Here is a 24280-nt window from a genome sequence, read left to right as displayed (position 1 = left end):
CATCGATCAAAAACCGCTAAAATTAAGAGAAAAGGTATGGATGGTTTATTAAAGCTTTGGAACGATACCGGTATTGCCAATTTTACCTGGGGTCAGGGAATTATGATTCTCGTTGGTTTAGCTTTACTGTATTTGGCCATCGCGAAAAAGTTTGAACCCTTGTTGTTGGTAACGATTGGTTTTGGCGGTGTACTCGCTAACATTCCCAGTGCTGGTTTGGCTTTCGATGCCGTAGAAAACGCGATAGGTAGTGCACAACCACAAGTGCTTGCGGCCATCGCAGACAGTCTCGGGGCAACCGTTAATTCGGCTCAAGAACTACTTAAGCTCTATTCTTCCGCGCCGCAAGCTGAACATCTAGCAGCCCTGCAAACAGCCCGAGACTTGGGTTTCGAAAATGGCATGCTGTATAACTTTTACTCCGTTGCCGTTGCGAGCGGTGCCGCGCCTTTGATTATATTTATGGGTGTAGGCGCAATGACCGATTTTGGCGCTTTAATTGCAAACCCTAGAACACTATTTCTCGGAGCCGCCGCTCAATTTGGTATTTTTGCGACACTGATTGGAGCCTTGGCACTCGATTTGATTCCTGGCTTCGACTTTTCTTTACAAGACGCGTCGGCCATTGCAATCATTGGTGGAGCCGATGGACCAACGGCCATCTTTTTAGCGTCTCGTCTGTCTCCAGAATTATTAGGAGCCATTGCCGTTGCCGCCTATTCTTATATGGCGCTAGTACCCATCATTCAACCGCCAATTATGAAGTTGTTTACGAGCGAGCAGGAACGAGCAATTGAAATGAAGCAATTGCGACATGTGAGCCAATTAGAAAAAATTATTTTCCCCATTATGGTCCTCCTGTTATGCGCGATCTTTTTACCATCGGCAGCACCGCTAATAGGGATGTTCTGCTTTGGTAATTTAATGAAAGAGTGTGGTGTGGTAGAACGACTAAGTAACACCACTCAAAACAGTTTGATTAACATCGTTACCATATTCTTAGGGTTAAGTGTTGGCTCTAAGTTATCCGCGGATAAATTTCTAGCGTTAGAAACCTTAGGGATTTTGGCATTAGGAGCTGTGGCTTTCTCAATTGGAACAGCCAGTGGTGTTTTAATGGCAAAATTGCTAGGTCGATTTAGCAAGCATCCTATTAATCCATTAATTGGTGCCGCTGGCGTTTCAGCCGTGCCTATGGCCGCTCGAGTCGTCAACAAAGTTGGACTGCAAGCGAACCCACATAACTTTTTATTGATGCATGCCATGGGGCCAAATGTAGCAGGCGTTATTGGCTCTGCCGTGGCCGCTGGGGTGTTACTGGCGATCGTTGGCTAAAGGTAACCTACTCGCATTCTGTAGAATAAAAACTATACTTTTTTGTATCTATCTAGATGAGTGCGAGTTGAACAATGACCGTTAAAATTATTGATGATCCTCTCTATCAGCTTTTGCGCAACGAGCAAGTCGCCGCATTTAACAAACAAAGGGCGTCTGTTGATAAATTAGATTTTAGTAACTGTGACTTTCGAGGCCTTGACCTTCGTGGGTTGAATGCCACAGGGATTAATTTCAGCGGTGCCTATTTTCGTGGGGCAGATTTGCGCGGAGTTGACTTCTCACAATCTAATCTCCGTGGGGCGAGTATTGCAAGTGCTCATGTCTCCGGTTGCTATTTTCCCGTTGAGCTAAACCCCAACGAAATTGAGTTATCCATCGCACGTGGAACACGAATGCGGTATCAATAATCGTTAATAGTGCACAAAAAACTTCTCCTTCTATACAGATCGCACAGGTTTCTGGTGGTCACTGTCTACCTATGGTATCTTTAGCGTCGATTTTATTTTCTTAAAAGCCCGTAAGAGGCTGTTTTTTAATCAAAAATTGTTGGAGACAAGGGTTTGGACGCGTTTAATGATTTTTTACTCGCTATTGACGGGTACTTAGGGTCAGCAGGCTATTTTCCGATACTTCTGCTAGGAACAGGCCTGTTCTTTACGATTTATTTAAAGTTCCCTCAAATTCGTTATTTTGGTCAAGCAACCCGTATTTTGCGTGGTAAATACGCAAAAGACGATGCACCTGGCGATACATCTCACTTTCAAGCGCTAACGACGGCGCTTTCTGGAACGGTTGGTACCGGAAATATTGGCGGCGTTGCCTTAGCTCTGTTTTTGGGTGGGCCGGCTGCCTTATTCTGGATGTGGATCACTGCATTTTTGGGTATGACCACCAAGTTTGTCGAAGTAACCTTGTCGCATAAATATCGTGTACAAACCAAAGACGGTACCATGGCCGGTGGACCCATGTATTACATGGAGAGAAAACTAAACATGAAGTGGTTGGCGGTCATTTTTGCTGTCGCCACAATCGTTAGCTCTATCGGTTCGGGCAATATGCCGCAAATCAATAGCATTGCGGCCGCTATTGAAACGACGTTTAATATTGAAGCGTGGATTACTGGGGCAGTACTTTCGGTGATACTTGCGCTGGTTATTGTTGGCGGAATCAAACGAATCGCTCATGTGGCAGAGGCGATCGTTCCTACCATGGCACTGGTTTATGTCGTTGGGGCTTTGGTCGTTATTTTTACTAACTACCAAAATATCGGTCCGTCTTTCATGGCCATTTTCGGGGATATTTTTAGCGGTTCGGCGGCTGTCGGCGGCTTCTTAGGTGCAACGTTTGCCTTTGCTCTTGAAAAAGGAGTTGCTCGTGGTCTATTTTCGAATGAAGCCGGTCAAGGTTCAGCGGCGATTGCGCATGCTAGCGCAAAAGGCAATGAGCCAGCGTCCGAAGGCATGGTAAGTCTATTAGAGCCATTTATCGACACTATTATCATTTGTACCATTACTGGCTTAGCGATTTTATCGTCGGGCGTTTGGACACAAAAATTTGAAAATACATTCGATCAGTCCGATATGATTTATGTCGCAGGTGTTTATAGTGATAAGAATGAAGGCGACATAGCGAAGCTTTCGGCCTATGTGAACAGTGTTGAGAGCGAGGTTAAAGCATACTCTGGCAAGTTGATTATAAAAGATGGCTCAAGCATCAATAAGGACTTCACGCTTATCAATGCGAAATCGGTTGCTGAAGATGTTGTCTACAGTAAAGATGGAGCACCATTCAACGGCGAGTTACTTATCAGCGAAGGCAAGCCAGATGCAACCTCTGGCGTCAGCATCACCGGTAAGTCACTGGTTCACTCAGTACCTCTTACGATTGCAGCGTTTAGTAGCGCCATGGGCGAGTATGGTGAGTACATTGTTGCGATAGGGCTGCTTCTCTTTGCCTTTAGTACAGCCATCGCTTGGTCGTATTACGGCGATCGTGCGGTTATCTATTTAGTGGGAGAGCGGGGCGTTCTTCCCTATCGTTTATTGTATGTTGGATGTTTCTTAACTGCTTCGATGGTAGACACTACGGTCATTTGGAACGTCGCTTATGTTACGGTTGCACTGATGACCATACCCAATTTGATCGGTATTTTGATGTTGCATAAAGACATGAAAAAAACCGTCAATGATTACTGGGAACACTTTAAGAAAAACCACGCCGATTAAACGGTACAGTTCAAAAAGGTATTACAAAGCCTTAACAAACTGATTAGACCAGTTTACTTGAACAGCAAAGGGCTTTAGACTTAGTAATGAGTTTAAAGCCTTTTTTTATACAGACCAGTCAGGAACAGATTATGACTTATAAAGCCCCTGTTGATGATATGGCGTTTTTATTAAAAAACGTTTTCGACGTACAACAGCAATTTAAAGACATCGAAGTATTTGAAGACTTTGATTATGATTTATACGAAGCCGTACTCGAAGAAGGTGCGAAGTTTGCCGAAAACGTACTCTATCCTCTTAACCGTGATGGAGATGAGGAAGGGTGTCAGCAAGATGGTGATCGAGTTATTACCCCTAAGGGATTCAAAGAAGCCTATCAGCAGTTTTGTGAAGGTGGGTGGCAGGGCATCAATGGCTCTCCAGAATATGGTGGACAAGGCCTCCCAAAAGCCTTACACGTTCTGGTGGAGGAGATGCTTTACGCTGCAAACACTTCGTTTACCCTGTACCCTAGTTTAACAGCCGGAGCATGCGCTGCCATTGCTGCCCATGCTAGTGACGAACTTAAACAAACGTATTTAGAAAATATGCAGTCGGGTGTTTGGTCTGGCGCTATGTGTTTAACAGAGCCGCATTCTGGTTCTGACCTAGGAATTTTAAAAACCAAAGCAGAACCTACTGATAACGGTGAGTTTAAAATTTCTGGTACGAAAATTTTCATTACCGGCGGTGAGCACGATCTTACTGACAACATTGTGCATCTAGTTTTAGCGAGACTTCCAGATGCCCCAGCGGGACCACGAGGAATCTCGTTGTTTCTCGTTCCCAAAGTATTAGTCAACGAAGACGGCTCTTTAGGTGAGCGCAATGGCGTTTCTTGTGGCTCTATTGAGCACAAAATGGGCATCAAGGGATCGGCTACTTGTGTGATGAACTTTGACGACGCGACGGGTTATATTATTGGTGAGCCCAACAAAGGGTTGGCCTGCATGTTCACTATGATGAACAAAGAACGACTGAGCATTGCTCTTCAAGGAACCGGTCTAGCAGAAGTCTCTTATCAAGTGGCACGGCAATACGCTGAAGAACGAATTCAGGGTCGCAGCATTCGAGAAGGTAAAAAAGGAGCAGCGATTTTAGAACATGCTGACGTGAGACGAATGCTCTTAACCATGCGTGCAACCAATGAAGTTAACCGCGCTCTGTCGGTGTTGCTGGCCATGAATATCGATCTTGAAGAACACTCGACTGACGAATCCGTAAAATCTCAAGCATCAAAAATGGTTGCTTTATTAACACCTATTGCCAAAGCCTTCTTCACCGATACAGGTTACGAAAACTGTAATCATGGGATCCAGGTTCTTGGTGGACACGGATATATTCGTGAGTGGGGTGTGGAACAGTTTGCTCGTGACGCTCGTATTGCTCAGATTTATGAGGGAACCAATGGGATTCAAGCGCAAGATCTCGTCGTTAGAAAGGTTTGCGCTGATCAAGGAGCGGTTTTGTTTGATCTATTTGAACAAATTTCTCAGACCATTGCCGGAACAAATGCCGAGTTTAAAGCTTTTGCCGATCAGTTAACGATCGATTTAGCTAAGGTTAAAGATTTGAGCCAAACAATTATTAAGCAGTCGCAAGAAAATGCTTTTGCCGCGCAAGGCGGTGCTGTGGAATATCTTAATGCGGTCGCTTATGTGATTGGTGGTTGGTTGTGGTTGAAACAATTGAACGTAAGTGACGTTTTAACTGACTTACAAAAACAACGAAAGTTAGCTGCATGCCAGTTCTTTTATGATCACTTGATGCCCAGAATAGACAGTTACGTGGCCTCAATCAGCAAGGGCTATTTGTCGACGTTTGAATTATCAGACGAGTTGATTTAAAGAATCGCTTCACCACAAAGCAGCAATGAAAAAAGCCTTCATCATGAAGGCTTTTTTTATGAGGTTAAGGCGAACGGTGTAACCATTTATCAAAAATGTTTCGTACTGACTGACTAAACATCATGCTGTCATTATGACGACTACGGCCACTGTTACGGGCCGAAGCTCGCTCTGAGTTTCGATTCAGTACTGAAACAACGGAGTTGAGATCATCCTCCATGCGACAGTAACCATTTTCTTTCATCGCACCGATAAGATGGTCAGAAATATAATCAAACTCGGTATGCCAGAGATGGTGTTCTGCGTGCTGCTCAATCCGTCTTTGCACTCTTTTTACAAGACCTTTTAAGCGTGGCGCATCGTGGGTGTAACAGTAATCGGTAACTAGTTCCTTTAGCTGTTCAAACTGCGACTGCGTAATTCGAACGGACTCGGTTTTTTCGAACCTTGGTTTTAATGAATAAAACAACGCGGGTATTTGTTGGTACATCATTGAGAGCTCTCCGTGTCTTTGCCAACGTCCTATAAAGATTAGTTCAAAAGAGCGTAATAGTGTATCTCTACTTGCGTTAGATTAAAAAATAAACAGAAATATAAGTTATTGATAATGCGCGTATTTGTTTCTAGTTATAGCAATTAGAGCTAACGCATACTTCAATTGATTGCTCATTGATTTATAAAACCGGAATATTGATACCTTATTGTCTAATAAATGCGCAAAAATCTTTTGTATCACTCCGTTGTTTGTCCTACCGCTAAGTTCAAAATGGAGTTAAAATTAGCGTGGTTATAAATCTAGTTATAAAGCCAGTTAGTAAAGCCGGTTATTAAAGCGCCCGTAGCTCAGCTGGATAGAGCGACCCCCTCCTAAGGGGTAGGCCGCAGGTTCGACTCCTGCCGGGCGCACCAGACTCAAGGCTAGGCCGCAGGCCGAAGCGTCGGACCGTCGACTCCTGCCGGGCGCACCACCATGTTTGCTAATTATCAATTTAACGTTTGCCACGAAAAATGATTGGTTACGGATGACCGAACTAAAACTAAGTAATGGAATTTAACAGCCTAACCAGTATTGGCTATCACACTTACGATACGGAGCTTATTAATCTTGGAATTTATTTTTTTGTTTATTGCGTTTTGGCTTTTGTTGGTTGTTTTTATTCGCGGCAAACTTTGGTTCACGATAATGAATGTCAAGCTTCAGCAACCTGTGGCGGTATTGTCTGAGCGCAAGCATATTCCAGATTCCATTCAAGCGTGTTTAATGGCTGGTGAGCAGGAACTCGCCGAGCTAGGTTATCAGTTTTTGGTATGTTATCAGTCGAAAGAAATTCGAGCTGAACTGAGCAGTCCCGCTTGGACTATCGTTATGTCACATCCAGAGCACCGTCATGTTATAGAAGTAACCCCTCATTTAGAACCGGATATCGAATCACCAATTAAATTTAACGTTTACAGTTATTTTGATGACGGCACAACATTGCTTACCATGAATTATGAAAAGCATTCGGTTATTGGTGAAAGCCCTGATTTTATAATGGAAGATGCTTTGGCCGATAACATCGTCGATGTTATTGAAGCGCATAAAGCCAGCGAACAGCGATATATTGGTTCAACGCAAGGAATGGCCAGCGTTTTACGATTGAGTGCTGAAAGCTACATGGTTGCTCGTAATACTTTATATAAAACATTTTTTAATTCGTTGTTGAATCAGAAAATGCTAACGGCGAAAGAAGGGTACTATGCATTTACATTGCAACACGCAACCGAGTTTTATAAACGACTATATAAAGGCTTAAAAGTATTAAACAAGCGTAAATTAGCCTTGAGCAAAACTAACAATGAACGTGAAATTACACCTTCTCAACAAAACGTATTATTAGCTGCCGAACGCCATGCGATTTTCTGTAACCGAGAAGTGTCGCAATCAACACAATTTAGCCGTTACACCAAAACCCTGTTGTTTTTTGTCAGTGTATTGGTGTTTGCCATGGCGTTTGGAATGACCATGTCCTTAGACTTTATTGTAATCTTAATTTTAGTCGTGTTGTTTCACGAGCTAGGACACATAGCGGCTATGTGGGCATTTGGTTATCGAGATCTACAGATTTTATTTATTCCGCTATTCGGCGCTGCGGCATCAGGTAAGAAAAACGATCCAACTGCACTGCAAAAAGCTATCGTTAGCTTAATGGGGCCATTGCCCGGCATTCTATTAGGCTGGGTATTGCTCTATGTAAATTCAGATTTACACAATGAGTGGATCGACGATACGATTTTAATTTTGTTTATTTTAAACTTTTTAAATCTTTTGCCATTTTTTCCACTTGACGGTGGCCAATTACTGAACGCGGTTATTTTTGATCGTCATCCTCGACTGCAATTTGCTTTTATCGTAATTAGCACGCTAGCCATAGCGTATGGCGCTTGGCTTCTTAGCGATCCAATATTAACCGGGCTCGCTATTTTGTTAGCCATGAGCCTGTTTAGTCAATTAACTGAAACAAACGTACTGGGTCTGGTCTTGCAACGAGGTTATGAGCCCTCGAGTGAAAGTGAAAATTTAACCTCAGTTCTTAACGTTTTATTAACTAAGCCTTATCAAAAGTTTACTTTTCATCAGAAATATACGCTTTCGGTAAAACTGCTAGAGCGCATGCGACATCGACTACCTAAATGGTGGGAAACGGTCATTGCGTTATCTTTGTACCTATCGATTATTTTGACGCCGCTTATTTACTTTGGTGGCAATCTGTATGCGCAATACATGTCAGGTAAGGGCTATTATGACGAACAAATTGAAAATGCCCAAACGCCTGACGAAAAGTTCTTGGCGAAGTTAAATGCCGGAATTTATATGACCTATAGCTTGTCGGACGATGCCGCTAATGACTATTTTAATGACATCCTGCAGGAGTCAAAAAACAAGCCAAACTTATCAAGCTGGTATTCAATTGCAGTACTGGCGCAGGCAATCAATACCGAGCAAGTCATCAATGAACAATTGATAACACCGCTTAAACAAAATAATCTTTCGCTAAGTGAGAGTAATGCGCTACGTCAATTAGGCACATTTGCATCCTATAAAGAGGTTAACTATCGCAGTGTACTTAATCTCTATGAAGTGGCTTATCAAAATTATAAACATAACGCTCATTATGACTTAAGTATCGCGAGCTTGTTAGAAATGGCCGCTTATGCCACAAGTGAAAATGATGTTGTTTTGGCTGAACGCTATTTTCAACAAGCAGAACAAGATAGCCAGCAAGTCTCAAGCCCAAGCCGTGCCGATGTGCTGTTTGCCCAATCGGAATTTTACTTTTCACAAGGTCGTTACAAAGATGCTGAATCAGCGTTATTAACTTTGCAGCAATTGATATCTGAGCAAGATATGTTCGAATTAACTGTTCAAATCAATGCTAACCTCAGTTGGATTTTATTAGCCAGTGACGACTTACCCGGCGCCACTCGATACGCAGCGTTAGCGTATCAGTTGGCAAATGATCAATCACTGACAATTGATGAGGATAATTTCGATTACACAAAAATAGATGTGGCGCTTCAAATGATGGTGATGGCAGTAGAGCAAAATAATCGAGATGAGGCTCTCCGCTTTTATCAAGAAGCTCAGAGTATTGGTCGCAATCTGTCGATTGACTGGGATGAATACTTAACTTCTTTCGATATGTCAGAAATCGAATCGATTCAAGAAAACCAGCTCTATTCCTATCGAACATTTAAAATTAATTCTGCATTAAAAAACGTTGTCGAAAAGGAAAAGTTAGAGAAGTAATGATAGTGAACACGCATCGTTAAATTAACGAGTCTCTACTAACAATAGAGGTTGATAAATAGAATACGAAACACCAATCATTAAGCGAGTTGAAAACTCTCCTTTTTTAAAGTATGAGTTGATTACGGTTTTGTGATTAAATGGCAAAAAAATCATGGGTGTCCGGATTTACTTTGACTAATTGAATATATTGCGGAACAAAAAGAATCAAATTAACGCATTCTCATTTTCGATTAGAGAGTATTTTGAGGGTAAAAAATGAAGAAAATATTATTATTGGTGTTTTTTATAAGCGCGAGTACTCCAGCTAAATCTAAAGAAGATACTTTTAACCTTAAACTGAAGCTAGATGTTGAGACCCTGTAAATTATTCTGTGTAACTGCCAGTTCAAACATAGTCATCTAAGCGGCCATCAAATACAATCATAAAATGATTTAAGGCCGCTTTCCAATTTCTAATAGGCATAGTCCATTTTTTCGAAGCGTCCATAATCGCTAGATAAACCACTTTTTTGGCGGAGTCATCTGATGGAAAGAGCTTTCGCTTCTTAATCGACTTTCGAATCACACTGTTGAGCGACTCAATGGCATTGGTCGTATAAATGGCTTTGCGTATTTCAGGCGGATAATTAAATAACGTATTTAGATTGTGCCAATGAGTTTTCCAGGAGCGACTGATTTGCGGATACTTATCGTCCCAACGCTCAGAGAATTGCTCTAACGCAAGCAGCGCATCTTCTTCAGTGGCTGACTGATAAATGCGCTTTAAATCCGCTGTCACGGCCTTGTAGTCTTTCCAGGGAACATAGCGAACGGAGTTTCGAATCATGTGCACTATACAAAGCTGTACTTGCGTTTCGGGATAAGCCGAGTTGATGGCGTCAGGAAACCCTTTTAAACCGTCAACACAAGCAATGAGAATATCTTTAACTCCTCGATTTTGAAGTTCAGTTAAAACGTTGAGCCAGAATTTAGCCCCCTCGTTTTCTGATAACCACAAGCCTAAAAGCTCTTTGTGGCCTTCCATAGTGACGCCTAGCGCCAAGTAAACGCACTTGTTGATGACTTGTTTATCTTGCCGAATTTTTAGCACGATACAGTCCAGATAAACGATGGGGTAAATTGAATCTAGTGGGCGTGACTGCCATTCAATGACTTGCTCAATAACTGCATTGGTGACTTTTGAAATCAATGTGGGCGAGACGTCGGCATCATACATGTCTTTGAACGTGGCTACGATTTCTCGAGTCGTCATCCCTTTGGCGTAAAGGCTCAGGATTTTCTCGTCCATCGTAGTGAAGCGAGTTTGCTGCTTCTTGACTAACTGGGGTTCGAATGTGCCTTGCCGGTCTCGTGGCGTTTCAATTGAGAGTGGGCCATCTTCGGTAAGAAGCGTTTTCGGTGTATAGCCGTTCCGATAATTATCAGAATCTGACTGAGCGTGTCTTTCATAGCCCAAATGCTCATCAAGCTCTGCATTCAAAGCGGTTTCGACAGTGACCTTCGTCAGCATCTGACGAAAGTCATTTAACTCTTCTTCAGTCTTTATGCCTTTGGCTGCTTTACGAGCCCAGGCTTCAACCTCTTTCTTGTCCATAGGTCTATCATCTCCTATTCAATAGGTTAATAATAGACAGTTACACAGAGTTATTTACAGTCTCGATGTTGATAATATGTACTAGCTCAGACTTAATCTGACAGTTACCCGTTTTTCAATTGGTGTCTGTCAGTTTAGATTTGAGCTAGATTTTTGTCAGCCCAAATTCTCTTACCATCAATTAATGTTTCATTGGGCGTTCGTCCACAACACATTTTTCCTTGATGGGTGCGTTCATTATTGTAGTAAACTATCCATTCGTCCAGATCCTTTTGAAGCTCATCCAGTGAACTGTATAATTTCTTCCGAAATGTAACCTGGTAGAACTCGTTCAATATCGTTTTATGGAATCGTTCGCAGATACCATTGGTTTGCGGTGACATTGCTTTAGTCTTTGTATGCTCGATGTCATTGATTGCTAAATACAGCTGATAGTCGTGATGTTCAACTTTTCCACAATACTCAGTGCCGCGATCCGTTAATACTCGCAACATGGGTAACTCATGTTGCTGGAAGTAAGGTAGCACTTTGTCATTAAGTATGTCGGCTGCGGTAATAGGTGTTTTTGTGGTGTAGAGTTTGGCAAAGGCAACTTTGCTGTAAGTGTCGATGAAGGTTTGTTGGTAAATTCGTCCAACGCCCTTTAGGTTACCGACATAAAAGGTATCTTGTGAGCCTAAGTAGCCAGGGTGAGCTGTTTCAATCTCACCACAGGCTTCATCATCATTTTTCTTCTTCTCAAGTGCAGCTATTTGGCTATCGGTCAGTATGATGCCCTCTTTAGCAACCTTATCTTCCAGTGCCTTCAAGCGCTTCTTAAAGTTTTCTAGGTCATGCCTGAGCCATATCGACCGGACACCGCTCCCTGATACAAAGACTCCTTTCTTTCGCAACTCGTTACTGGTTCGGTGTTGGCCGTGTGCCGGAAACTCAATGGCATAATTGATAACCGCTGTTTCTGTGGCTTCATCAACGCGACTTTTAACATTTGGGTTGCGACGGCTCTTGCTGATAAGGGCATCGATACCGCCTTCTTCGACCAGTTCTTGATAGCGATAAAATGTATCTCGTGATACGCCCATTACCTTACAGGCTTTCGATACGTTCCCGAGTTCTTCTGCTAAGTTAAGTAAACCAGCTTTGTGTTTTATGATTGGGTTGTTAGTATGTAGCATGAGAGTTACCTCTATAACGTTCTGATTTAAAGATTCGACACCTTTAATCAAAACGGGTAACTCTCACTTTTTCAAGTTGATGTGTCAGATTAAGTCGAGACTAATTCAGATAATAGCTTTATTGCAGTTTTTACTTTGACAAATGAGTCAAGTGAAACCATTGTGTAAACCTCCCTGTTTTAGTGGCACTCTAAATTAGAGTTTTCAGGCTTGTTGAATCTGGCTAGATGCTCCCATGGTGTTAAATCATTCAGGGAGTCGTGCGGCCTTTCTTCGTTGTACTCTCGTATCCAATCCTCAGTAATCTTCCGAACCTCTTGGAGTGTTTTAAATACATACATATTTAAAATTTCATCTCGATAAGTTCGATTAAATCTTTCTACATATGAATTCTGTGTTGGCGTCCCAGGTTTTATAAACTCCAGCTGTATCTGCTGCTCTTCTGCCCAATCGGCTAGTGCGGTTGAAATAAACTCTGGCCCATTATCCATTCGCAACTTTCTTGGCTGACCTCGCCATGCTATCACTCGCTCCAGAACGCGAATAACACGAGGTGCTGGCAAGCTTAAATCTATTTCTATAGCGAGCGCCTCGCGATTAAAGTCATCGACCAAATTAAACGTTCGAAAGCGGCGACCACAGAATAAACTGTCACTCATAAAGTCCATCGACCAACAGTGATTGGCTGAGCTAGGGATAGCAAGTGGCTCTGGGCTTCGCGTTGGCAGCCGTCTTTTGCCTCTGCGCCGTTTGTTTAAGTTCAGCATGCAATAAACTCGATAGATACGCTTGTGATTCCATCGGTGACCCCAGCGTCGTAGTATTTTAAATAACTTACTAAAACCGTAAGCAGGATAACGCTCTGCTGCCTCTTGTAGCTTCGTGATGACATCATCATCACGATGCGGGTCCGGCTTGTAACGATATGTAGAATCACTGATGCCAACTGCGCGACAGGCCATTCTCAAACTTGCGCCATGCTGAGTTCTCGCATAGTCAACAAGTTCTCGCCTTATCGCTGGCTTTATAGCTTTTTTTCTACGATGTCCTTTAGGATCTTATGCTCAAGGCTGAGATCGGCAAACATGGCCTTTAATCGACGGTTCTCTTCCTCTAGCTCCTTCAACCGCTTAACATCTGAAGCTTCCATTCCGCCATATTTTGATTTCCAGTTGTAATAGGTCGCATCGGCTATCCCGTACTCCCTACACACCTCTTTAACCAAACGGCCATTTTCGACTTCCTTCAAGATCTTAACGATCTGACTTTCTGAGTAGCGTGATTTTTTCATTTCTAGTTCTCCCTATGGGTTTAGTTTACCCTGAAGAACTCCAAATGTAGATGCCACTATTTTAGGGGAGGTTTACAAGTGCAACATAATCAGGCTTCATTCCTTTTGAATAGGTCGATAACTTCAACAGCTCTAACTTATTCAAGGACATTCATTTCTATTAATGGGTTTCATATTGCCAAAGCTGTGTGTAACAGGAGGGATACGCAGTTAACTAAGACTTATTGGGCGAGAAAACGACTTATTTTAGCATTAAACTCTAGAGCTACTGGTTCTGCTGGCAAGAAGACTCGCCCGGGAAACATATGATAGAGTTCGGAAGCCCCATTTAAGCGTATTTTTTCATGTCTAGGCAACTAAATCCCACGATATCTCTGCTTCAGTACCATCTATTTGTACCTAATGAAAGGCCATTGCAACTCAGGCCTCAATCCACCTCGCGCAAATTTAGCCCAGATAGGTGGCAAACTTCAAATTTGATTCGGGCCAAGTTTAATCTTTGTAAAATCAGCAGGTTACACAAAAAACAGATGGATAAGTAGGTGGAAATAATGGTCCTCCTAAGGGCTAGGCCGCAGGCCGAAGCGTCGGACCGTTGACTTCTGCGCACCTGAGAAATCGGGTAATCATTTTGAGGGGCAATAAGATTCTGCAATTCATTTTGAGTAACGGTTAAATTTTTTATACACTGTTGCGCTATTCTAAAATCGCTAGGTGTTATCTTGACTAATAATTCATCAAATTCAGTTGCAGCGACGGCTAACAAGGGTTGGTTTAATCGTTTTCTTGCTACCGTCGAGTGGTTGGGGAATTTGTTACCCCATCCTGTTACCTTGTTTGCTATGTTTGCGCTTGGCATCGTCTTTTTAAGCGGAATTCTAGGCTATTTTGACGTGAGTGTTGCAGACCCGAGACCAGAAGGTAGTGCAGGGCGATCAGCTGATGGAATGATTACGGTTATTTCTTTGATGAACGCCGAAGGTCTTCAAAGAATAGTCACAGGATTGGTGACAAACTTTACCGGGTTTGCGCCGCTAGGAACGGTTCTAGTGGCCATGCTCGGCGTCGCCGTTGCTGAGCACTCAGGAATGTTGTCAGCTGCTATGCGTGCCTTGGTAATGAATGCATCTCGTCGTATGGTGACGGTTACCGTTGTCTTTGCTGGAATTGTATCGAACACGGCAAGTGAGTTGGGTTATGTCGTTTTAATTCCACTTGCGGCAATGATTTTTCACTCTTTAGGTAGGCATCCTCTGGCTGGATTAGCCGCTGCTTTTGCGGGAGTATCTGGGGGGTATAGTGCAAACCTACTTTTGGGTACGGTGGATCCTTTGCTCTCGGGCATTACCGAATCGGCTGCGCATTTACTTGATCCGGATTATGTCGTAGGGCCAGAAGTCAATTGGTATTTTATGATCGTCAGTACCTTTGTTATTGCCGCTGCAGGTGCTTTTGTTACTGAAAAAATTGTAGAACCTAGACTTGGCAGTTACAGCAATGATGAAGCATCGATCGACTTGGGTGAACAAAAAATGGATCGTCCATCAACGCAAGAAATAAAAGCGCTGAAATGGGCGGGTGTCACTTTTCTTATTGTTATAGCCGCCTTAGTCATAACGATTGTTCCAGACGTTGATATTCCTGGTTTTGGTATTTTATTAAATCCTGAGACTGGCACAGTTGCCGGTTCACCCTTCCTTAAAGGAATCGTGGTATTTATCTTCTTATCCTTCGCTATTACCGGTTTTGTTTATGGGCGTCATGCGGGAACAATGAAAACCGATCGCGATGTCATTGATGCAATGGGAAAGAGCATTGGTAGTCTTGGACTGTACATTACTTTAGTATTCTTTGCGGCTCAGTTCGTAGCCTTCTTTAAATGGACGAATTTGGGTACAGTGCTCGCGGTGAAAGGGGCTGCGTTTTTACAGTACTTAGGTTTAGATGGCCCTGAAGTGTTTATCCTGTTCATTATTATGTGCGCAATGATTAACCTTAGTTTAGGTAGCGCATCGGCACAATGGGCAGTAACAGCACCGATCTTTGTGCCTATGTTAATGTTGATCGGGTTTGCGCCTGAGGTCATTCAGGCGGCATATCGAATTGGTGACTCAGTGTCGAATATTATAACGCCTATGATGAGTTACTTCGGTCTTATTCTTGCCATCGCGGCGCGTTATCAAAAGAATTTAGGCATGGGCACTCTCATTGCCATGATGCTTCCTTACTCAATGATCTTTTTTGTGGCTTGGACAGCATTATTTTACATTTGGGTATTTTTGCTGGGCATGCCAGTTGGTCCAGGCGCAGAAACATATTACACGCCTTAGTTTTACATAGGTAAATCAAGCCTCCGTTGTGGGGCTTGAAAGCGTTTTAACTAATAAATAGCAGCGCCGAAACAAAAAGACAATTTACAGAAGTTAGTGAGCTAGCGATCAATTTAGAAGAGGTTGCTAAGAAATTTACTGTTTAGAAAGAACTGGCGTTTAAGACTCCGTTTTTTGAGTTTTGCAGAAGTTAATATAGTCTTCTTTGTTCATAGGCTTAGCGAAGTAGTAGCCTTGAGCAATATCGCAGTTGAGTTGTTTTAAAAATGCTAATTGTTCTTCGGTTTCTATACCTTCTGCAACAACGGATTTTCCTAAGCTGTGTGCCAGCGAGATGATTGAGCGACAGATAGCTTTGCTCTCTTCAGACTCAGGTATATCTTTGATAAATTCACGGTCGATTTTTAACGTATTTATCGTGAGTTTAGCAAGATAGCTTAGCGAGGAGTAGCCTGTTCCAAAGTCATCTAACGCGATGTTAATCCCTCGATTCTGAAACGCAGATATCGCTTTTCTGGCTTCAACTATGTTTTCCATAACTGCGCTTTCGGTTAGCTCGAGTTCAATTTGATTCGGTTTTATACCGACAGTGTCGATGATATCGAAAAAGTCTTGTGTAATACTTTCTTTTAATAGCTGCTTGACCGAAACATTCACTGCGATTCTCACGGGTTTATCTAGCGTAGTATTCAGTTCGTTAATAAACTGACAGGTTGAACGAAAAACATAGGCGCCTAGCTCATGAATTTGGCCGGTTTCTTCGGCAAGAGGAATAAATTCTAAAGGAGAAATTAAGCCGCGTAGAGGATGTTTCCAACGAACTAGCGCTTCCGCTTCTAATAATGTATTTGAGTTTAAACAAATTTTCGGTTGATAGTAGACTTCAAATTGCTCTTCTTTTAAAGCAATGTCTAACTCTGTTTGCAAACGAATTCGTAGCTCTTGGCGTTCTGCTAATTTCGGGTCAAATATTCTGAATTGATTTTTACCTAACGCCTTCGCTTGGTACATAGCGATGTCAGCGTTTTTAATCAAGCCGGATAAGCTTTTTCCATCGTTAGGATAGGAGACAACTCCAGTACTAAAAGTAACGTTAAATTCGATTCCATCATAAATCTTTCTAAAGCTTAAAGCGTCGAGCCAGTGTTGGATGTCATGTTCAATATCTTGACTAAGAGAGTTGTTTATAAAAATCGCAAATTCATCGCCGCCAAGCCGAGAAATCATTGCCTCTTGTGGGAGCACACTCGTTAATTTCTCCGATACCGTTTTTAAGACTCTATCACCTTCCGCATGGCCTTGTGTGTCGTTGATTTCTTTAAAGCCATCTAAATCGAGAAATAGTAAAGAGAAGGGGGTGTTAGTTCGAGAACATTCAGCGAGTCGTTCTTCTAAATACTGTAAAAAGTAATTGCGATTTGGTAGCTCAGTCAAATAATCGTAATAGGCTAATCGATTTAACTGTTCTTTATTTTTTAATATGGTTTGATTGGCTTTTTCCATAGCTAATTGAATCAAGTGCTTCTCAGTAATGTCTTGTACAGTGCCAATCATTTTTAAAGGCTTATTGCACTCATCAAAATACACTTTTCCTCTTTCTTCGACGTGAATGATTTTGCCTTCAGGTTGGATTATTCGATGCACAATTTTGTAAGGTGCTTTATTTTCAACGGCTTGATTAACAGCGTCTTGAACTAAACTAACGTCGTCAGGGTGTATAAATGATAGAAATCCTTCATAGCTTGCTTCGAACTTTGCTTTTTGCACACCGAAAATCCGATAAATTTGATCGGACCAGAACAGAAAACCAGTCGTAATATCCCATTCCCAGGTACCAAGTTGAGCGATTGATTGCGATTCTTTAAGCAGCATTTCCGTATGGGCTAACATTTGCTTTGTGTTGGCGTTCTTTGCAGCAATTCGAACGATGCTCAAAATGCTGGGTTGCTTGTCAAACTTTATTGGAACCAACTCTATTTAAACTTTAAGATTGCGGCCGTCTCGAGTCTTTAATGTAAGTTTTCGGCCATTTGTCATAGACTTAAAGGTGGGATCTTGTAGATACTCTTCTCGCAGACTAACGTGTGTTTGCTGCATGTGGTTAGGCACCAGCGTTTCGATGGTTTGGCCAATTAAATCGTCGGTGGTAAATCCTAAGGCAGAAATTTGTTCGTTAACCCAAATGATTCGTCCGTGAACATCAGAGACGAGTATGATATCAGGAAAGCAATGCAACAATACGTCACCGTCGCCATTGGAAATGTGCTGAACGGACTTACCTTGATCTCCGTGCGGCATATGGGTTCCTGATTATTAAGGTAGAATAGGGTAGTTTCAATTAAAGGTTAACAAGCCGTAAAGCGCAAGGTGTTACAGTGTATTTATGCCTGAATATTGATTTGAAGCAAATGTTAGGCTAAATCAACTAGCGTAACAGCGATTTAATGGCACTTTCGATTCCTGATAAGTTAAGCGGATACATGTGTTCTTCTAGCAGTTGGCTAATCATAGCGATGCTGTGGGTGTACCTCCAATAGTCTTGTTCCACTGGGTTCAACCAAACGACTTTTTCGAACTGGGCTTTAACTCTTTGCATCCAAAGGTATCCTGGTTCTTCATTCATATGTTCGACACTGCCATAGGGGTGAGAGATTTCATACGGCGACATAGAGGCGTCACCAATAAAGATTACCTTATAATCGGAACCATAGGTATGTATGATATCTTCAAGTGGTATCGTTTCGGAGTGACGTCTTGCGTTATCTTTCCAAACATTCTCATAAATAAAGTTGTGAAAGTAGAAGTACTCAAGGTGCTTGAATTCGGTTTTACAGGCAGAAAAAAGTTCTTCGCATACCTTAATGTGAGGGTCCATGGAGCCTCCAACATCCAAAAAAAGCAATACTTTAATTGAGTTGTGCCTTTCAGGTAGCATTTTTATATCGAGCAACCCAGCATTTCTTGCAGTACTGCTGATCGTCTGCTCAAGATCTAACTCATCCATTGCTCCGGTACGAGCAAATTTACGCAATTTACGCAAGGCAACTTTCATATTGCGAGTTCCGAGTTCAACTTCATCGTCTAAATCACGAAAGACACGCTTTTCCCAAACCTTGGCAGCACGCTTATTTTGACTTTCTCCACCAACTCGAATGCCCTCAGGGTGATAACCGCTATGCCCAAAAGGGGATGTTCCTCCGGTTCCAATCCATTTGTTGCCACCAGCATGGCGCTTTTGCTGTTCTTTCAGTCGTTCCTTAAAGGTCTCCAATAATTTTTCGAGACCACCAAGCGCTTCAATCTCTTGTTTTTCTTGCTCGGTTAAGCTTTTTATGAATTCTGACCGTAACCAATCTTCAGGAATGAGTGCTTCAAGAAGTTCATCGATATCATCAATATCATTGAAATAAATCGAAAATGCCTTATCGAAGCGGTCGTAATATTTTTCATCTTTGATTAAACAAAGTCTTGAAATAAAGTAAAACTCATCGATACTGAATGAAGCTAGGCGATTATCTAAGGCCTCTAGTAACACCAGTAGCTCTTTGGTAGTTACGGGTAGACCTACTTGACGTAACCTATACAAAAAATTTACTAGCATTGTACTGAGCCTTTAGCTATTAAGAGCCGCGTTTTAACATAAATGCTAATTTTTGAAGTAAATGAACGTCTTGTTCATTTTTCAATAACGCGCCATATAATGGAGGGATAGCTTTTGTAGGATCACGCTCTTTTAAGGCCTGCTCTGAAATATCATCAGCAACTAAAAGTTTTAACCAATCCAGTAACTCGGAAGTAGAAGGTTTCTTTTTTAATCCCCTGGTTTCTCTTACTTGAAAGAAAATATCCATGGCCTCCTCTATAAGATCTTTTTGAAGATTTGGAAAATGGACTTTGACAATTTGCTGCATCGTATTTTTATCAGGAAAGCTTATATAGTGAAAAAAACAACGCCGCAAAAAGGCATCGGGTAATTCTTTTTCATTGTTACTCGTAATGATAATAATAGGGCGATGAATGGCTTTAATGGTCTCGCCTGTCTCATAGACAAAAAACTCCATCTTATCGAGCTCTTGTAAAAGATCGTTTGGAAACTCAATATCAGCTTTATCTATCTCATCAATTAGCAAGACCGCTTGTTGCTCTGAAGTAAACGCCTCCCACAACTTACCTTTCTTGATGTAATTGCTGATGTCATGAACTCGGTCATCGCCGAGTTGTGAATCTCTGAGCCGTGATACGGCGTCATATTCATACAGCCCTTGATGTGCCTTAGTGGTCGATTTGATGTGCCATTGCACTAATGGCATATTTAATGCGTCGGCAACTTCTTCCGCGAGCATGGTTTTGCCTGTTCCTGGCTCCCCTTTGATAAGTAAAGGACGCTGAAGAGTCTTGGCCGCATTCACCGCCATTTGCAGTTCTGCTGTCGCTATGTATTTGTCGGTGCCAGTAAAACTCATGAATACCTCTAAATCGAGTAAAGATGCATCGATATTAGCACATTTCAACTTTGAGATTAAAAGGCAAAATATGGCTTAATTTCAGAAGGACCTTGACTTGCTCCTTATGTACTTTGATATCTCGTCTCTGTAATAGCGATCAAAGTAAGAACATGGTAAAAAGTCTAAGTTCAACCTTTGGCTTATTCGTTGATTTGTATAAAAAACAACCTGTTCTTAGAGTTAATATGGCTGATGCCTATATATGATAAAAACGGAGATAAAAACGTCGTCAAGGACAGAGATGCAACAAATAAAAAAAACACAGAAGTCATTCGTTAGTAGTAGGCTTTAGATATAATTTAAAGATAACAAGCAGTATTCAAAATATAACCGTTGCAACCAAAATATAACAATTGCAACCAAAATATAATTATTGCAACAAGGAGTGGGTTTGTGAAGTTAGGACTAATCGGTGGATTATGTTTTCTTGTGTTAAGCGGGTGTGCGTCAACACCCACGGGTAATATTCAAGCATTTGGCACCGCTACTAAGGGTGTGACTGATAAAATCGACGACGTAATTCGAGAATTTAACCAAGAAAACATCAATAATGAATTAAATAAAATAGCGCAAAGTCGACAGCCTATTACAAGTTCGAGTTTTGATAGCGTGGAGAAGGTACTGATTCGAGACGCCGATAAAAAGCGATATGCACTATATAAAGCGAATAAAGCATTAGGTGCTTATGCTGACTCTCTTGCTGATTTAGCTAGAGCTGGGCAGAGAATAGAGGTCGATCTCGCCGCTTCTAAGTTTTATTACTCATTGAATGCTTTTAATGAAGAGTATAAGAACTTAACTAATTCTGAAAATGACTTGATTTCGAGTGAGTCAAGCGCCAGCTTTGGCAAAGTTATTGCGGCAATGGGAAGTATTTACGCTGATGAAAAAAGAGGTAAAGCTTTAAAAGAGATTATCGTACAAGCCGATCCTTATGTACAAACTATCAGCGATGTTTTGATAAAAGAATTGTTAAAGGGTGTTATTGAGCAACGTTTATTCATTATGAAACACACGGAGCTATCCGGTTATATCAAAGACTACAATGCAAAGGTCGCTAAAGCTACTTTTAAGAAAAGACGAAAAATGATTGAGGAGCTGTATCAAAGGTATTTGGCGATGCAGTCTTCGAGTGCATCCGTTTCACACGCGATAAACGCCATTCGACAAATAAAGTCTTCACATTCGACATTAAAAAGTGAGCTTGAACAAGATCGATTTAGCAGCAGTGCGATGATTGAGAGTATCGGGCGTTTGCGTGATCTTGAAACCCATTACGGCGATCTCGAGACTTTATTGCTATCCTGCGAAACTGAAATAGTAGCCGATGACACAAAGGGATTAGTGTGTAAAAAGCCAGAATAGCATCCAAACGATTGAAACTTTATTAAGATTATCGGACTACTAAAAAGGAATATTAGATGAGCCAATTAGAAGAATTACATAGAGCAATAATCAAACTGAATGAATTATGGCAAGTTTGCGACGACGACGCTCAATGTGAGCAGTTGCTTGAGAAGAAAAATGAGCTTGATCGCCAAGCTCAAATTTTAGCTAATGAAACCTTGTTAGACGGAAATGAAGATCTTCGTTCTGCTATGACATCGCTTAAAGAATTGAGTGAATTAGCAGAAAGTGCAAAAGAAGAAATCAATGATATTGCACTTAAAATTCAAAAAACCGCGCAAGCGATAGATAAAGCCACGGATGCAATAGGCAAATTGGCGCTGCTATCTATGTCAGTGTAGTCTGTAAAACTAATTTTAATTGGCCATTGACTCATTATTTTGAAAGCCGGGCTGAGCCGATTTTTAATAGGGTAGAAGACAGAGAATTAGCCTTGTACTTATTGAAATTTTATTATAAATTATCTCGTAATGGAGCCTTGATGGGGCTCGATGATGTTATTGGGCTTTTAAGCGCTAATGGAATAGCTTGTAGAAGATTTTGATTGAAGGATAACAATATAAATTTTTACCCGATGAAAGAAGCCTTTCCCTGGAATAAAACAGGTTTTAACTGGAAAATTAATGTCAAAACTCGTTAAATCGCTGCTTTTCTTAATTTTGATGTGCGGTAGTTATTACCTTATTGTTGGTTTTCTTGAGTCTGATAAAAATCACAATTCAAAAGAGTTAGCTAACGAAATGGTAAACACTTTGTATGTGCCAGAGATACTCACCTCTAGCGGCGACGATAACCCTGTCAAGTTAACTAAGTATGAAATTATCCATCAATGTCGTACTGATAAACAAGAGTTTGAGCGTGTTACCAAGTTGTGGTTGGCTAGTTTAGAAGAGACTACTGAGGTTTTGTCTGAAACTTATCGTTTAAAAGACATTGTTATGACTCTTAAATTACAAGAAAAAAACGTTGATGTCTTTAAACTACCCTTAGCGTTAGAACATTTTTATAAACCGACTGTCGATATTGATCAGTCTGATTTTATTGAGTCAATATCCAATAACTATAATACTAGTATCTTAGTAGATGACATTATATTGTGGAACAAGATTACTCCTAACGATATTCTAAAGGCTTCTTCCTATACTCCCAGTGATATTTTAGAGATGTTGCGGGGGCGAAGAGCTAATAAAATTACGTTTGAATTAGTATTTCCTAAAATCAAAGATATCTCAAGTGTACTAAAAAATAGACATGAAAATTTAGGTGGCTATCTGGCAACGATGGGTTTTTCCGATCTACTTCGTTTGTATTTCGATCACGGAGGGAAAGCTTTAGATCTGCCCTGGCAAAATAATTCATTAGAGAAATTAGTCTCTTTTTATAAAGCAGATTTAGATTCTAAATACCAACCTATTTTTGAAATGCTAACTGCGCAGGGAATGGAAGTTAGGTATACGATAGGTGTTGACGGAACGGTGGAAATTGGACCTGAACAAGAGCAAACGCGACTGTCTTTATCTGATTTATCTTTATTTCAGCAAAAGGGGATACATTTTCGAGAGATTCAAGATAAAGAAGAAATGTTAAAGTCGAATCCATATAATGAGCTGTTCAAGCGCTTATATTCGCATAAAGAGTCCTTTTTTATCAACAATGGAGTGAAGTCGTTAAACTACTATGAAAGTTGCATTGATTTAGTTGATAGAGCTGAAATTGGTGTTAAGAAATACGAGCTTAATGACGTACTGCGAGATAAATCCAATCAAGCTGGCGAAAGCAGAAACTCGTTGAAAGAAAGCCTAGCGTTGAGAAATCGTCTAGCAGAAATCGAACCGGGGATGGTTGATTGTTTTGACCATGATCCTCATTTTATTTATCTTCTTCCAGACAGAATGACCGAAAAACAATTTAGTCAATTAGTAGGTTGGACAACGCGAATCGGCAAGGGTGAGTCTCCGCAAAGCATCGTTGAAGAAGCTTTAAAAGAAGACTTATCAGATTCTCAAAAGGCGCAATTGTTGGCGACTTTTCTATTAACTCGTGGGTCACAGGTTAGCCTGTTGGTTAATCATGATCTGATGCCTTCTCAAGAAGAGTTCTTTGACCTGTTGGTGTCTGGCTATGGTAGTTTCATTGACATAAGTCATATCGCGCTTTTAGATCAACTTGGCTATGATTTAAATTTGCCAACAAAAAATGACAGAAGTTTAGTTGAGATATTTACTTCGCAATGCAAGATATCCAATGTAATATGGCTTTATGAGAACCAATTCACTTATCGATTTTCCACTGACCGTGCAGACGCTTTAGCTATCGCTCTACGTTCGAATTGCGATGAAAAGAATTTTGATAAGCTTTTACTTATTTTATCCGTTTTGAAATTTCAGCCAGAAATTAAGGATTACCATTTAAAACGAATGGCTGAAATCCGTCAGACTAACTATGAATTATACAATGAAATCATCAAGCACGACGAGCGACTGAAAATAGACGACTCGACAAAGCCATCGGGATACTACTGTAGCGCATTTACCATTTAGCTTTTTTTATGTCTAAAAGTGAGTTCTACTCACTGTATGTGCTGAAACCTACCGCGTTTAATGATGGAAGATCGACGAAAACATCATATTAAACTTTAAATCTTGATTTTCCTTAAACTGGTGATGTTTTGCGCTAAATGGCTATCTAGCGATAAGATCGTAATTATTTCACATTTTCGTAATAACTCACTCACAA

17 protein-coding genes and 1 tRNA gene are annotated in these 24280 nt (G+C 41.2%); 10 read left to right on the top strand and 8 right to left on the bottom strand.

Features of this window, described 5'->3' with window-relative positions:
* Window positions 1-36 precede the first annotated feature (36 nt).
* The 4 genes from Q9312_RS03330 to Q9312_RS03315 all read left to right on the top strand — a co-directional run bounded on the left by Q9312_RS03330 (window position 37) and on the right by Q9312_RS03315 (window position 5449).
* On the top strand, window positions 37-1335 hold the full coding sequence (locus Q9312_RS03330; RefSeq protein ID WP_309203128.1) for a sodium ion-translocating decarboxylase subunit beta: 1299 nt from the start codon (window positions 37-39) through the stop codon (window positions 1333-1335).
* A 74-nt stretch (window positions 1336-1409) separates the two neighbouring features.
* Complete coding sequence (locus tag Q9312_RS03325; protein ID WP_309203127.1) at window positions 1410-1745, top strand: pentapeptide repeat-containing protein; 336 nt, start codon at window positions 1410-1412, stop codon at window positions 1743-1745.
* Between the two features lie 153 nt (window positions 1746-1898).
* Window positions 1899-3563 (top strand): alanine/glycine:cation symporter family protein, encoded by a 1665-nt coding sequence (locus Q9312_RS03320; RefSeq protein WP_309203126.1) that lies wholly within the window; start codon window positions 1899-1901, stop codon window positions 3561-3563.
* A 131-nt stretch (window positions 3564-3694) separates the two neighbouring features.
* Window positions 3695-5449 (top strand): acyl-CoA dehydrogenase family protein, encoded by a 1755-nt coding sequence (locus tag Q9312_RS03315; protein ID WP_309203125.1) that lies wholly within the window; start codon window positions 3695-3697, stop codon window positions 5447-5449.
* A gap of 64 nt (window positions 5450-5513) precedes the next feature.
* Here Q9312_RS03315 and Q9312_RS03310 read toward each other — a convergent pair whose 3' ends face one another.
* Complete coding sequence (locus Q9312_RS03310) at window positions 5514-5942, bottom strand: hypothetical protein (protein WP_309203123.1); 429 nt, start codon at window positions 5940-5942, stop codon at window positions 5514-5516.
* A 339-nt stretch (window positions 5943-6281) separates the two neighbouring features.
* Here Q9312_RS03310 and Q9312_RS03305 point away from each other — a divergent pair.
* Both Q9312_RS03305 and Q9312_RS03300 read left to right on the top strand, forming a co-directional pair.
* A tRNA-Arg gene (locus tag Q9312_RS03305) sits at window positions 6282-6358 on the top strand.
* A 274-nt stretch (window positions 6359-6632) separates the two neighbouring features.
* The gene (locus tag Q9312_RS03300; RefSeq protein WP_309203122.1) at window positions 6633-9239 is read left to right on the top strand and encodes a site-2 protease family protein; all 2607 of its coding nucleotides are present in this window, start codon (window positions 6633-6635) and stop codon (window positions 9237-9239) included.
* Window positions 9240-9627: 388 nt separating this feature from the next.
* Here the strand turns inward: Q9312_RS03300 and Q9312_RS03295 are convergent, their stop codons facing one another.
* The 3 genes from Q9312_RS03295 to Q9312_RS03285 all read right to left on the bottom strand — a co-directional run bounded on the left by Q9312_RS03295 (window position 9628) and on the right by Q9312_RS03285 (window position 13302).
* Window positions 9628-10836, bottom strand: a complete 1209-nt coding sequence (locus Q9312_RS03295) for an IS256 family transposase (protein ID WP_309201191.1) — start codon at window positions 10834-10836, stop codon at window positions 9628-9630.
* A 134-nt stretch (window positions 10837-10970) separates the two neighbouring features.
* Complete coding sequence (locus Q9312_RS03290; RefSeq protein ID WP_309203121.1) at window positions 10971-12011, bottom strand: IS481 family transposase; 1041 nt, start codon at window positions 12009-12011, stop codon at window positions 10971-10973.
* A gap of 179 nt (window positions 12012-12190) precedes the next feature.
* Window positions 12191-13302, bottom strand: a protein-coding gene (locus tag Q9312_RS03285) for an IS3 family transposase (protein ID WP_309202665.1) whose coding sequence is annotated in 2 segments (ribosomal slippage) — window positions 12191-13050 and window positions 13050-13302 — 1113 coding nt in all. Because the reading frame shifts where the segments join, the coding sequence is not laid out codon by codon here.
* 722 nt (window positions 13303-14024) lie between these two features.
* On the opposite strand from Q9312_RS03285, the gene Q9312_RS03280 reads away from it, so the two are divergent.
* Complete coding sequence (locus Q9312_RS03280) at window positions 14025-15632, top strand: AbgT family transporter (RefSeq protein ID WP_309203120.1); 1608 nt, start codon at window positions 14025-14027, stop codon at window positions 15630-15632.
* A 159-nt stretch (window positions 15633-15791) separates the two neighbouring features.
* Here the strand turns inward: Q9312_RS03280 and Q9312_RS03275 are convergent, their stop codons facing one another.
* From Q9312_RS03275 to Q9312_RS03260, 4 genes are all read right to left on the bottom strand, one after another.
* On the bottom strand, window positions 15792-17567 hold the full coding sequence (locus Q9312_RS03275; RefSeq protein WP_309203118.1) for a bifunctional diguanylate cyclase/phosphodiesterase: 1776 nt from the start codon (window positions 17565-17567) through the stop codon (window positions 15792-15794).
* Between the two features lie 42 nt (window positions 17568-17609).
* Entirely contained in the window at window positions 17610-17930 is a 321-nt protein-coding gene (locus tag Q9312_RS03270) for a PAS domain S-box protein (protein WP_309203117.1), read from the bottom strand.
* A 127-nt stretch (window positions 17931-18057) separates the two neighbouring features.
* On the bottom strand, window positions 18058-19233 hold the full coding sequence (locus tag Q9312_RS03265; RefSeq protein WP_309203116.1) for a vWA domain-containing protein: 1176 nt from the start codon (window positions 19231-19233) through the stop codon (window positions 18058-18060).
* A 19-nt stretch (window positions 19234-19252) separates the two neighbouring features.
* Window positions 19253-20095, bottom strand: coding sequence for an AAA family ATPase (locus Q9312_RS03260; RefSeq protein WP_309203115.1), 843 nt, complete (start codon window positions 20093-20095; stop codon window positions 19253-19255).
* 435 nt (window positions 20096-20530) lie between these two features.
* On the opposite strand from Q9312_RS03260, the gene Q9312_RS03255 reads away from it, so the two are divergent.
* The 3 genes from Q9312_RS03255 (at window position 20531) to Q9312_RS03245 (ending at window position 24084) form a co-directional block, all read left to right on the top strand.
* Window positions 20531-21502, top strand: a complete 972-nt coding sequence (locus Q9312_RS03255; RefSeq protein ID WP_309203114.1) for a hypothetical protein — start codon at window positions 20531-20533, stop codon at window positions 21500-21502.
* A gap of 56 nt (window positions 21503-21558) precedes the next feature.
* Window positions 21559-21885: a hypothetical protein gene (locus Q9312_RS03250; RefSeq protein WP_309203113.1), complete on the top strand. Its 327-nt coding sequence runs from the start codon at window positions 21559-21561 to the stop codon at window positions 21883-21885.
* Between the two features lie 282 nt (window positions 21886-22167).
* The gene (locus tag Q9312_RS03245) at window positions 22168-24084 is read left to right on the top strand and encodes a hypothetical protein (RefSeq protein WP_309203112.1); all 1917 of its coding nucleotides are present in this window, start codon (window positions 22168-22170) and stop codon (window positions 24082-24084) included.
* The last annotated feature ends 196 nt before the right edge of the window (window positions 24085-24280 follow it).

It is taken from the genome of Pleionea litopenaei (genome assembly GCF_031198435.1).
Lineage (GTDB): Bacteria > Pseudomonadota > Gammaproteobacteria > Enterobacterales > Kangiellaceae > Pleionea > Pleionea litopenaei.
The sequence above is the reverse complement of the archived record's forward strand: the minus strand, read 5'-3'. Positions and strand labels throughout refer to the sequence as shown.

What these genes read in the sequence shown, in the direction of transcription:
- Q9312_RS03330 (WP_309203128.1), top strand. Translation starts at nt 37, where the DNA reads ATGGATGGTTTATTAAAGCTTTGGAACGATACCGGTATTGCCAATTTT.
- Q9312_RS03265 (WP_309203116.1), bottom strand. Translation starts at nt 19,233, where the DNA reads ATGCTAGTAAATTTTTTGTATAGGTTACGTCAAGTAGGTCTACCCGTA.
- Q9312_RS03325 (WP_309203127.1), top strand. Translation starts at nt 1,410, where the DNA reads ATGACCGTTAAAATTATTGATGATCCTCTCTATCAGCTTTTGCGCAAC.
- Q9312_RS03315 (WP_309203125.1), top strand. Translation starts at nt 3,695, where the DNA reads ATGACTTATAAAGCCCCTGTTGATGATATGGCGTTTTTATTAAAAAAC.
- Q9312_RS03300 (WP_309203122.1), top strand. Translation starts at nt 6,633, where the DNA reads ATGAATGTCAAGCTTCAGCAACCTGTGGCGGTATTGTCTGAGCGCAAG.
- Q9312_RS03295 (WP_309201191.1), bottom strand. Translation starts at nt 10,836, where the DNA reads ATGGACAAGAAAGAGGTTGAAGCCTGGGCTCGTAAAGCAGCCAAAGGC.
- Q9312_RS03260 (WP_309203115.1), bottom strand. Translation starts at nt 20,095, where the DNA reads ATGAGTTTTACTGGCACCGACAAATACATAGCGACAGCAGAACTGCAA.
- Q9312_RS03250 (WP_309203113.1), top strand. Translation starts at nt 21,559, where the DNA reads ATGAGCCAATTAGAAGAATTACATAGAGCAATAATCAAACTGAATGAA.
- Q9312_RS03310 (WP_309203123.1), bottom strand. Translation starts at nt 5,942, where the DNA reads ATGATGTACCAACAAATACCCGCGTTGTTTTATTCATTAAAACCAAGG.
- Q9312_RS03245 (WP_309203112.1), top strand. Translation starts at nt 22,168, where the DNA reads ATGTCAAAACTCGTTAAATCGCTGCTTTTCTTAATTTTGATGTGCGGT.
- Q9312_RS03290 (WP_309203121.1), bottom strand. Translation starts at nt 12,011, where the DNA reads ATGCTACATACTAACAACCCAATCATAAAACACAAAGCTGGTTTACTT.
- Q9312_RS03270 (WP_309203117.1), bottom strand. Translation starts at nt 17,930, where the DNA reads ATGCCGCACGGAGATCAAGGTAAGTCCGTTCAGCACATTTCCAATGGC.